Genomic DNA, 11071 nt, shown 5'->3' with positions numbered 1-11071 from the left:
TCGTCCCAGGCATCCTGGTATTCTTCAGAATCAAAATAATTCTGCTTTCCTTGTTGTTTCAGGATATTCTCTGCTTCTGTTTTATGTTTCACCTCATCCCACTGGAGAGGATCAATTCCTCCATTTGGTGTGATTGTTATCGGTTGAGATGATGGATCATCTACATTTTTTACTGTGATCCTGATATCTGGCTTCATATATCCGACAGATTCAACTAACGAAGGAGGAGCATTTTCGGTGGAGGTATCATATGATGGGCTGGCATCCCGCTCATCATTAGGTGTTTTGATCAAGACAGTGTCTGAACTTCTCTTGAAAACGGTTTCACTTTCTACTGCATCTTTCACAGAGATCATGGTTGGAATCGAACTGTTCCCTTCATAATAGATGATAGGCTCTCCCTCATAGGTGGTGAGAGGTTCTTTGTACTGTTTATTAAACTCAAAGACATTATTTGAAGTATCCTTGGGATTTGCAATTTCAGTTCTGAAATCGACATTATAGGAAAGATCCCAGTAGTTATACGGAATGAATAATGGTTCGGTATACACACTCCTGACACCACCAAAGTTTGAGAAAGTTTTCATCTTTGTATTGTTTGGAGTAACATCCTCCGGGTATTGCCTGCTCTTAAATATCGTTCCCGCAGGTTTTTCCGTCGCCTGGAGCGGAACAGGTTTTCCATCCCATGTGGGTTCAGGAGTAATGGTAGGCAGTACGACAATCGATCGGGTAGTGTTGTAGGTAACTTCGGTATCGTTGTCCACAATTTTTATGGCCCAGTTTCCTGGTGAGAGTGATACATTGGTAGCAGTCAGGGTTCCGTTTGTGAGAGTACTGGGAAATGTTTTGTTAACTCCCTCGTTGACAAAGGTGACATTATTCATGGACTCTGTAAAATTTCGTCCTTGAATCATTACGGAAGTCTTATTTCCATCATCTGAAAGATTTTGTGGGCTGATCGATGTTACAGCCGGCATTTTTGTTATCGTTTTGTAGGATGTATTATTAAAACTCGTATTATTAGCAGTCTGGTTCTGTTTGTCTCCTTTCAGAAAGTTTGAGAGTTCATCAGGAATGAGTTGAACCGGTTTTCCGGTCACCAGTGGTTTTACATACATCGCCATTAACAGGACGATAAAAATAGCAGCGATGATGATGAGAATATCACGTTTCTCCATTGCAGCCTCTTTCAAAATGATGGATCCTGAAAGATTTCAGGATCAGGTATCAGGGATATATTTCAGGGGTATCGAGATAAAGATCCGGTATTTCTCGACCTGATCTGCCGTAATATTAAGGTAATAATCACGACCTCCCTCAAAGAATCTTCCCTCTTTGGGATCCATCTCTTTTCCTGGACGATAGATCATACTACGCAGGGTCTTGTCAGCATCTCCGGCAGTTCCCTTTTCCATCACATCCATCAGGAACACCGGTGCGGGTCCGGACGGGGTAATATTATACGCGATCTCCCAGTACGGGGTAGGAATCCGGAATGGAGCCGTGCTCCCGGTATATTTCCCTACAATATCAGCATAATGCACCATCTGGACTGCTGGCATGGGATTATCTGCATCCGGTTGCCAGCTGACCTTGGTTGGAGCGGGAAGAGGTTCACCTGTCTGTCCCCTGGATTCTGATGCCGATGGTGGTGATGTTGTCGCTTGTTCAACAGGTGTTGGTTCTGGCGTCAGTTGAATTTCTGTTGGTCCGGTTACGACTACCCCGGTAGATGGGGCAGATGGAGCCTGCTCTACCGAGGGAGTCGGCTCGGGTGTCTGGGGTAATCCCAGATTCGGGGCCTGACCGGTAAGCATCGGTTTCACCACCAACGCCAGTACTAGAACCACGATCAATGCAGCAGCTATTACAAGGATATCCCGACGTTCCATTACCTATTGCCCCCTCTCGTAATCTAAATAGGTGACTATGGTATTTATATCGTAAAGAACTGTTACGAGGATCTGAATTACCCTACTTGTGATACGAATCTAAAGAGAAGTATCCCATTCATTTATGTTCTGATTTCTCCAAATAATATACGACTCTCATCAACGATAAGGTTCCATTATGGCAGAAAACGAGAATAATCCTTCAGATTCATGCGATAATAATTGTTCCACCTGTAAGCAGAACTCAGGGTGTGGTCAGGCAAATACACTTCCTCCACGTGCTGAACTTGATGTAAAACATGTAATCCTGGTCCTCTCTGGAAAAGGCGGAGTTGGTAAATCAACAGTTGCGGTCAATCTTGCATATGCCCTTTCCAACCATGGGCGCCAGGTTGGTCTGCTTGATCTGGATATCCATGGTCCGAATGTACCAAAGATGTTAGGCCTGGAAGATCACCAGCTCAGTTCTGAAAATAATAAGATTATTCCGGTACGGGTAACCGGGTCACTGCAGGTCATCTCGATGGCGTTTCTGCTACCTGAAAAATCCGCACCGGTTGTATGGCGTGGTGCCATGAAGGCCGGTGCCATCAGGCAGTTCCTTGAGGATACCAAATGGGGCTCTCTCGATTACCTCGTGGTAGACCTGCCCCCGGGAACCGGTGACGAAGCCCTCACGATTGCCCAGATAGCTCCCAACCTGCGGGGAGCTGTGATCGTAACTACGCCACAGGATGTTTCAACGCTTGATTCAACCAAGGCGATCACCTTTGTTGAGATGCTCAAGATGGATGTTCTCGGGGTTGTGGAGAATATGAGCGGACTGACCTGCCCTCACTGTGGTGAGGTCATTGATCTCTTTGGAAAGGGTGGTGGTGAGCGGATTGCAAATGAACATAACGTTCCGTTTCTGGGAAGCATTCCACTCGATCCTGAGATGCGCAAGGCTGGTGACGAAGGTCGTCCGTTCATCATCAAGCGTAAAGATGAATCTCCCAGCTGGAAAGCAATCGATGATGTGATGCAGAAACTCGTAAGCATTGTTGAACGGTGAGAATGGATTATTTGAAAATACTCTGTGGGAGGGAGGAACATATTCCTCTTTATGATCAGGTTGCTGCATGCCTTGAGGACATCACCCTGTTACCCGATATGATCGAACCGATCTTTCGCGAGGCAGGCACCTTGAATGAGCAACTTATTGATAAGTTCAGATTTGGTCTGCTCAGGGTTCAGATCTACTCTGAGGTGTACCGGAACATGGATCTTGAGGAGTCACAGAAGATGCGGTATGTTTCTGAACTGATTGAGCGTGCCATATTTGGTGGACTTTTCATTGATCGTGAAGGTTACGTCCCTGAATAACTGGTGGTCTGATGGACTGCAGAAACGAATTTTTTATCATCAGAATCCCTGATACCGGTTCAATACACGAGGCGGTCAGGATTATTGCAGATGCTGGAATTACCGTTACCCGATGCCATTTTAATCGGTCAATAGACCCGAAAACTGCTTTTGTTTCTGTCAGGGGTTCATCTGACGGCTGTCATCGGGCTATGCAGGCATTATCAGAGCAGGGATACCTTCAATCAGAGATACGGTATCCAAAGAGTATCAGGTTCACTGTAATAGTCCCTGACATTCCAGGAACTCTTCACCGGATTCTGATGATCCTTGACAACTACAAGGCCGAGATTACGTCACTTGCATTTGATAACCGTGGAAAAAATCCGGACCGGCTCTCCATAGCAGTCAGGGTCAGGGATACTTCACAGACCGAAGAACTGCTGGACGCAATTAGAGCCCATTATCAGCTTGAGATCGATGGGTATGACTGCGGTGATGACGAGTCTGACGGGTGTCTCTTTTACCAGAGGTATGCAGAGCGGGTCAGAGCCATCCTCGGTGAGACTGCAGATCCTTACCTCGTGGATCTGCTCAATCAGTTCAGCCATATCGCCCAGCAGCTGACAGAGTACGGCGAAGAGTACGAAACAACCCTTGAACAGATCCTCCAGAATGGAAGGCGCCTTGCCGAAACATCCGGAGATGGATTTTTTGCTGATGTGCAGAAGATACCAATCACAAACGGGATCTGGCTGTACTGTTTTCAACTCCCTGGCGGAGGGAGTATCTTTGTCATTGATACCCCGACCGGTCGGATCATGGTAGATACCGGATATGGCATCTATCATAACGATGTCATGCAGATGTTCAGGTATTACGGGCTTGATGGCGCGCCTGGATTTACCAGGATCATCCTGACCCACGGCGATACCGATCACTGCGGTGCGGCAGGATATTTTGAGGCTCCGGTCTGGACTCATGAAGGGACATGGAATGTGATCAAGACCAATAACCGTGCATATGGTGCCTGTTCAGAAGATTTGGTGTTTGAACAGGTCTACACGGTGATGATCAACCTCTTTGCCCGGATGCACCCACCTGTACAGGTCAATCTGTTTCCGCCTCCATCCGGAGAGAAGGTGGGTGCCTTTCCATTACTCTGCAGGTTTGAAGAGAACGGGATCTCCGGCGAGATAATTGAGGGCTACGGAGGCCATCAGCATGGAATGGTATATCTCCTCTGTCGTGAGCTCGGGCTCCTCTTCACGTCTGATACTATTCTGAACCTGAAGCATCTCACCCCTGACCGGAGCCAATATAACGGATTTGCGGTGTATCTGGTCAGAAGCGTGAATGTAAACCCGGACCTTGTCAGAAACGAGCGTAAAGATCTGATGAACGTTGCAACTGATCTGGATGCCGGATTGCAGAAGAAAGGAAATCGCCTGATCATCTGTTGTGGGCACGGACCGGTCTCCACGCTTGAGAATGGGGATCTTATCCCTCTTGGAACGATAGAATCATACCGCCACATAACCTGACCGGTGATTTTGCGCTCTCTTTTTTTGTTCACCATATGCGATACTTTTTACCATCCCGGTTCAGTGTTCGGTATCCTGATGTATCTTAAAGGGTAATCTGATACCCGGATATGAATCAGCATCGCGTTCAGGAGATGATGCGTCTCATGGCTTCCCGCATAGACGCAATCGCCAACCATATGTCAGATGAAGAGGTCTCCCGGTTCATTTCTGAACTGATGGGAGCCAGACGCATCTATGTGATGGGTGCAGGAAGATCCGGTCTGGTGGCAAAGGCATTTGCCATGCGACTGATGCATCTTGGTATGATGAGTTATGTGGTCGGTGAGACGATAACCCCTGCACTGCAGAAGGGCGATGTTATCGTGGTCCTTTCAGGTTCGGGAAAGACCCGGACCATCGCTGAGATTGTACAGACTGCCCAGGAGATCGGCGGTCGTATCTGTCTCATCACCTCCAATCCGGATTCGGTTATTGGGAAGATGGCTGATTCCTGTGTAATGATAGAGAACTACCGCGACACCGTTCCTGATGAGACCGTGGAGTTTGAGATCAGGCAGATGCTGGGGGAGCATCGGTCATTTGCTCCGCTGGGGACACTCTTTGAGACTGCTGCGATGACGTTTTGTGATGCGGTCATCTCCCGTCTGATGGAGATCACCAGCACCGATGAAGCAGAACTAAAAGGCCGCCATGCAAATATCGAGTGATATCAGATGACTCATCATATTGCCCAGCGAGCCCTCGATGTCGAGATGTCAGGAATTCGGAAGTTCTTCCAGGCAGCAAAACCCGACTCGATTGTCATGGCCCTCGGCCAGCCTGATTTTGATACCCCGGATCATATCAAACAGGCAGCAATCCGTGCCATAAACGAAGGAAAAACAGGATACACATTTAACGCCGGTCTGCCGGAACTGCGGGAAGCCATCTCCAGAAAACTAAAAACCGAGAATGGGATCAGGTATCACCCTGACCAGGTGATTGTAACCGCTGGTGCAGGAGAAGCACTTTTTATCGCGATTCAGGCATTAGTGAATCCGGGTGAGCGGGTACTGATCAGTGATCCCGGTTTTGTCTCATACGAAGCCTGTGCCAGACTTGCCGGAGGAGTGGTGGATCCGCTCTCCCTGGATCAGAACCTTCATATTAAAGTCGATGCTGCAATAGAGAAGATGAAGGGAGCACGCCTCTTGATCTTAAATTCTCCTTCAAATCCAACAGGAACGGTTGAAAGTGAGGAGACAATTCGTGCACTGGTTGAGGCTGCCAATGACGCAGGGGTTACCGTCCTTTCTGATGAAGTATATGAGCACTTCATTTACGGGGACCGGCATGTGAGTGCAGCCAGGTTTGGCGAGGATGTACTCACCGTGAACGCTACCAGCAAGACCTACGCAATGACCGGCTGGCGGGTCGGGTATCTCGCCGGTCATCCGGATTATATTCAGCAATGCCTGAAAGTTCATCAGTACTGCCAGACCTGTGCAACGTCCATCTCGCAGTATGCTGCTCACGCTGCTTACACCGGGGATCAATCATGTGTCCCGGTCATGCGTGATGAGTACAGGACACGACGTGATCTGCTCTGCAACGGGCTTCATGATCTCGGGTTTGACTTCCCGGTTCCGGGAGGTGCATTTTATGCGTTTGTCCCACTCGGAAAAGAGATGACGAAAAAGGTCCTGGATGCAGGTGTGGTGGTGGTTCCCGGTGATGCCTTCGGCAAGAATGCAGATGAATATGCACGGTTCAGTTATGCAACATCACAGGATAATATCAGGGAAGCGCTTAAACGGATCAGTACAGTAGTCGGGTGAATAATTCATGGTTTATGATTTACTAAAGAAACTCTCGGATGCACATGGGGTCTCCGGGTTTGAAGACAATATCAAGAATATAGTCAGGAAAGAGCTTGAAGGCTATGTCGATGAGTTCAGGGAAGATACACTGGGCAATCTGATTGCTGTCAGGAAAGGATCTGACTTTTCAGTGATGATCGCCTCGCATATGGATGAGATCGGGCTGATGGTTCAGTATGTGGATGAGAAAGGATTCATCAAATTTGTCGGTATTGGTGGCTGGTATAATCCGAGCCTGTACACCCGGCGGGTTATCCTCCATGGCACCCGTGGCCCGGTGATCGGTGTCCTCGGTGCAAAACCCCCACACATTATGACCCCTGAAGACCGCAAAAAAGAGATCAAGATGGATGATCTCTTCATCGATGTCGGAGTCTCTTCTGCTGATGAGGTCACTGCTCTTGGTATCGAGATCGGTACTCCGATCACGATTGAGCAGGAGTTTACCAGGCTTGCCGGGGACCGGGTTTCAGGCAAGGCGCTTGATAACCGCGTCGGTGTTGCTGTCCTGATTGAGGTCATCAAACGGATGAAGACTCCGCTGACTGTCTACGGGGTATTCACCGTGCAAGAAGAGATCGGGCTTAAAGGTGCGAAGGTGAGTGCATTTGCCCTGAACCCGGATGTTGCGATTGCAACCGATGTAACTATCCCTGGTGACCATCCCGGTGTCAGCCGTAAGGATGCCTCCCCTGAAATGGGCAAGGGTCCGGTGCTGGTGCTTGCCAGTGCATCAGGTCGCGGCCTGCTGGCAGATCGCAGACTTACAACCTGGCTCCGAAATGCAGGAGATAAAGCAAAGATTCCGTACCAACTCGAAGTTGGTGAGGGTGGAAACACAGATGCATCCATCATCAATCTGGTCAGGGACGGCATCCCGAGCATTCCCTTCTCGGTGCCTGCCCGGTACATTCACTCCCCGGTTGAGGTCGTGGATCTTGCTGATGTGAACTATTCTATCGATCTCCTTGTTGAAGCGCTGAAGAAGAAACCAAAACTCTGAATAGTATTATATGAAACCGGATCCAGTAGACCGGTTTCGCAATCATTTTCTCATCGTATGCCAATTCAATGCTATGAGCCGCTATACCCTGCCGGGAATTTTTTCTCTCACTGTGATATGTTGTTTCATCGTCCTTCTTTTCTGTGCAGTATCAGCAGACCTTATTCCGGTACCGCCTTTTATTATTCCGGATCAGGAATCAGTTCCGGTATTTGATGAGGTCCAGTATCAGGGCCAGGCTTCGGTTGAAAAAGAGGATGCCGGACCTGATATGACCTTGTATGTCAACCGTCCATACGGATATGTTCAGAGCACCCGGGCAAGTCAGGCAAATCTCTCGATTGTGAAGACCACTATTGAACGATATTCAAAGTCAAAAGCAGCAATCAGGGGAGAGATCAAGAATCTTGATGATAAAACGATTGATCTGATCGTGGTAACTTTCAATCTCTATAATGCTGATGGGGATCAGATCGGAAATGCGTATGCTTCGATAGATTATCTGTCACCACGTTCAACCTGGAAATTTGTGACCGATCCGATTGAACGGCCTGATTTCCAGTTTGAGCGATATGGATCTATTTATATCGGTGTATTCGGGTAGGTGGCAGGGCACCCGCCATATCAGTTTTTTTGAATCCTTCAATTTTCGTTCAGGTGCAGAGTGGCTTTAGTTTTGCAACAACCCGTTCCACCTGCTGTACCGAGGTTCCAAGATAATTATCAGGATGCAGGAGTGCCTCTATCTCTGCTGCAGGGATATATTTCGTAACTTCAGGTGTGTTTGCTAGCAGTCCTGCAAGTGCCTGTTCAGATGCAAGTGCCTCCATACTCTTCACCCTGATGACCTCATGAGCCTCCTGTCTGGCCATTCCCTTTTTTGTCAGTTCTATCATGACCGATTCAGCCATATTGATTCCATGAAGTTGCATCAGATTCTTACGAATCCGATCCGGTTTCAGTACCAGTCCCTCAATAACAGTATTCATCAGTTTGATGATATGATCGCAGAGGATAGTTGCTTCAGGAAAGAGGATCCGTTCAGGTGAAGAGTTTGTCAGATCACGCTCGTCCCAGAGTGTGTTGTTCTGGAATGCAGGTTCTACCGATGACCTGACAATCCTGGCCAGCCCGCAGACCTGCTCACTCCGGATCGGGTTGCGTTTATGTGGCATAGTGGATGAGCCAACCTGGTTTGCACCAAATGCCTCCTCAACTTCGCCTATCTCGGTCCGCTGCATCGATCTGATCTCGACCCCTATCTTATCAAGGGTAGTAGCCACGTTGGCAAGGAAGCAGAAGTACTCAGCATACCGGTCCCGCTGGATCACTTGGTTGGATACATCAACACTACTGATTCCGAGTAGCTGCATCATCGTCTCCTGAACTTCGATACCATGAGTGCCCATAGCTGCCTGAGTGCCGACAGCCCCGGTCATCTGGCCGACACATACCCGGGGTTTCATCTGTTCAAGCCGTTCAATATGTCGGCCAATCTCGCTTGCCCAGATTGCAAATCGCAGACCGTAGGTGGTGGGGACTCCATGCTGGCCGTGGGTTCTGCCGATACAGACGAGTTTCTTTGTTTCTGATGACCGGGTGAGCAGGGAAGAGAGAAGCTGCCTGAGTCTGGAGTCAAGGATGGTAATCGCATCCTTCAACTGGAGTCCGGTTGCGGTATCAAGAATATCGTTGGAGGTGGCACCGTAATGGACCCATCTCCCTGATTCACCGCAGACCTCGGAGACCGCCCGTACTATGGCCATCATATCATGATGGATCTCATCCTCGATCTCTTTGGCACGCTGCAGGCTCGCGCCTGATGCAGCTGCTGCGATTGCTTCAGCTGCTGCCTGTGGGATCATTCCTGATCTGGCTTCTGCCTGTGCCAGCGCAACTTCAGCATCGATGATCCTGCGAAACCGGTGCTCCTCAGTCCAGACAACCTTCATCTCAGGCGTTCCGTATCTGAACTCGATCGGATGTATTGCCATTGGTTACATGTCTCTTCCGGGAGCTTGTAATATATTCGAAGATGAGGGTCAGAAGACCGGGCAGATGTCAGGTCTGAAGAACCAGTTCGGTAGATAAGCGGGGTGATGATCGTAGTAAGGAGACTCATAAAGACGATTGACACGTAGATATCCTGGCTGATTATCCCTTAGGAAAGTCCGATGAGCGCAACAATCATCGCTACTTCACCGCGGGGTGCCATACCGAATCCAATGATGAGGGAATCATGGGTAGTAAATCCCAAACATGATCAGACCAGGAAAACCGGATCCGACCACAACCCATACTAAAATTCCCGTGCGTAACCACCGCAGATTGGTGGATTCCTGAAGCAACCAGGTACCGGGAAAGGGCTAAAGCTCGAAGCAAACGTATCTGGAACTCGATACCAGAAAAAATCTGCAGGTTCAGGAGGAAAAAGTGGTGGTTGAATCATCTACTATTTCTCTGATGATTCCACCGATTCCGGTTGTTCCCGAAGGAAATGAGAGTGGGAATTTCTGAATCTGATACGTCTTTCCATCAAATATATTCTGGATCAAATACGGCACTTTCCGATTCAGAATTTCTTCATCTGATTCCCCGGAGAGGGCCGCAAAGGGAGAGGGAAGAAGTTCTTTGTCGGTTTTCCCTACTGCCTCCTGCACTGATGAAAGACCGAGGAATTTCTGATAAGCAGTATTAATCAACAGGTATGTGAGGTCAGGTCCTTTGATATAGGCGATGTCAGGCAGTGCATTGAGGAAGGCAGTCAGATGTTGCTCTATCTGAATTACATTTCGCTCAGCCTGAGTCCGGCGGACCAGATGGCGTACGGCATTGGCCAGTTCGGTGAAGATAGTCCTGGGTTCGCCTCCCTTCTGGATGTAAAAATCAGCACCGTTATTCAGGGCTTCAATGGCTACTTCCTCTCTTCCTTTACCGGTAAAGATGATAAACGGGATCGCAAGATCATAATCCCGTACTAGTTTTAAAAATTGAATCCCATCGATATCAGGCATGTCATAATCAGAGATGATGGCATCATAACTGCTTTTTTGCAAAAGGTTGAGCCCTTCCTCTGCAGTAGTTGCAATCTCGACATCAAGGCCAGCTTCTTCTTTCAGATAGAGCTGAGTCAGTGTGAGCAGTGATGATTCATCATCAATATACAGAACCCGGGTCATGGTCTGGTATCCACGTGGAGAGATATGGCCCTCTCAGGTCATGAGGAGGCTGGCATAGAGATGCTAGTAAATTCTTGTGTTGTATCTATGTATGTATTCTGAACTGAATCCGAATAACCTGATTAGGACTGAGACCTGTCTTGAAACTACCCTGATTATTCACCTCATTCTTATCTGGAAAGGGTTGCTGACCCCGGAATACTGTTCAGCACAGGATAAAAAAGGCCTGGATTCAGGTTTCATG

The 11071-nt window shown here is 48.3% G+C and carries 11 protein-coding genes; 7 read left to right on the top strand and 4 right to left on the bottom strand.

Annotated elements, in window-relative coordinates; genetic code table 11:
- Both LUQ50_RS15175 and LUQ50_RS15170 read right to left on the bottom strand, forming a co-directional pair.
- Positions 1-1196: IPT/TIG domain-containing protein (locus LUQ50_RS15175; RefSeq protein ID WP_300041147.1), on the bottom strand; the 1196-nt coding region annotated here is incomplete at its 3' end.
- Between the two features lie 27 nt (positions 1197-1223).
- Positions 1224-1895: a hypothetical protein gene (locus LUQ50_RS15170; RefSeq protein ID WP_300041146.1), complete on the bottom strand. Its 672-nt coding sequence runs from the start codon at positions 1893-1895 to the stop codon at positions 1224-1226.
- A 178-nt stretch (positions 1896-2073) separates the two neighbouring features.
- Here LUQ50_RS15170 and LUQ50_RS15165 point away from each other — a divergent pair, with 178 nt between their 5' ends.
- From LUQ50_RS15165 to LUQ50_RS15135, 7 genes are all read left to right on the top strand, one after another.
- Positions 2074-2949: an Mrp/NBP35 family ATP-binding protein gene (locus LUQ50_RS15165; RefSeq protein ID WP_300041144.1), complete on the top strand. Its 876-nt coding sequence runs from the start codon at positions 2074-2076 to the stop codon at positions 2947-2949.
- Between the two features lie 2 nt (positions 2950-2951).
- A complete protein-coding gene (locus LUQ50_RS15160; RefSeq protein ID WP_300041142.1) occupies positions 2952-3260 on the top strand; it encodes a hypothetical protein in 309 nt (102 codons plus the stop codon).
- Positions 3261-3271: 11 nt separating this feature from the next.
- Entirely contained in the window at positions 3272-4783 is a 1512-nt protein-coding gene (locus LUQ50_RS15155; protein WP_300041140.1) for an MBL fold metallo-hydrolase, read from the top strand.
- 110 nt (positions 4784-4893) lie between these two features.
- Positions 4894-5493 (top strand): 6-phospho-3-hexuloisomerase, encoded by a 600-nt coding sequence (gene hxlB, locus LUQ50_RS15150; RefSeq protein WP_300041138.1) that lies wholly within the window; start codon positions 4894-4896, stop codon positions 5491-5493.
- Positions 5494-5499: 6 nt separating this feature from the next.
- Positions 5500-6603 carry a pyridoxal phosphate-dependent aminotransferase gene (locus LUQ50_RS15145; protein ID WP_300041136.1) on the top strand — a complete coding sequence of 368 codons (1104 nt, stop codon included), beginning with the start codon at positions 5500-5502 and terminating at the stop codon, positions 6601-6603.
- 7 nt (positions 6604-6610) lie between these two features.
- Positions 6611-7648, top strand: coding sequence for a M42 family metallopeptidase (locus LUQ50_RS15140; RefSeq protein WP_300041134.1), 1038 nt, complete (start codon positions 6611-6613; stop codon positions 7646-7648).
- Between the two features lie 10 nt (positions 7649-7658).
- Positions 7659-8252, top strand: a complete 594-nt coding sequence (locus LUQ50_RS15135; RefSeq protein ID WP_300041132.1) for an FxLYD domain-containing protein — start codon at positions 7659-7661, stop codon at positions 8250-8252.
- Positions 8253-8301: 49 nt separating this feature from the next.
- Here the strand turns inward: LUQ50_RS15135 and purB are convergent, their stop codons facing one another.
- Both purB and LUQ50_RS15125 read right to left on the bottom strand, forming a co-directional pair.
- Positions 8302-9642: an adenylosuccinate lyase gene (purB, locus tag LUQ50_RS15130; RefSeq protein WP_300041130.1), complete on the bottom strand. Its 1341-nt coding sequence runs from the start codon at positions 9640-9642 to the stop codon at positions 8302-8304.
- Positions 9643-10068: 426 nt separating this feature from the next.
- On the bottom strand, positions 10069-10827 hold the full coding sequence (locus LUQ50_RS15125) for a response regulator (protein WP_300041128.1): 759 nt from the start codon (positions 10825-10827) through the stop codon (positions 10069-10071).
- Positions 10828-11071 lie beyond the last annotated feature (244 nt).

The organism is Methanospirillum sp., from assembly GCF_028679455.1.
GTDB lineage: Archaea > Halobacteriota > Methanomicrobia > Methanomicrobiales > Methanospirillaceae > Methanospirillum.
This window is presented reverse-complemented; position numbering and strand designations above follow the sequence as displayed.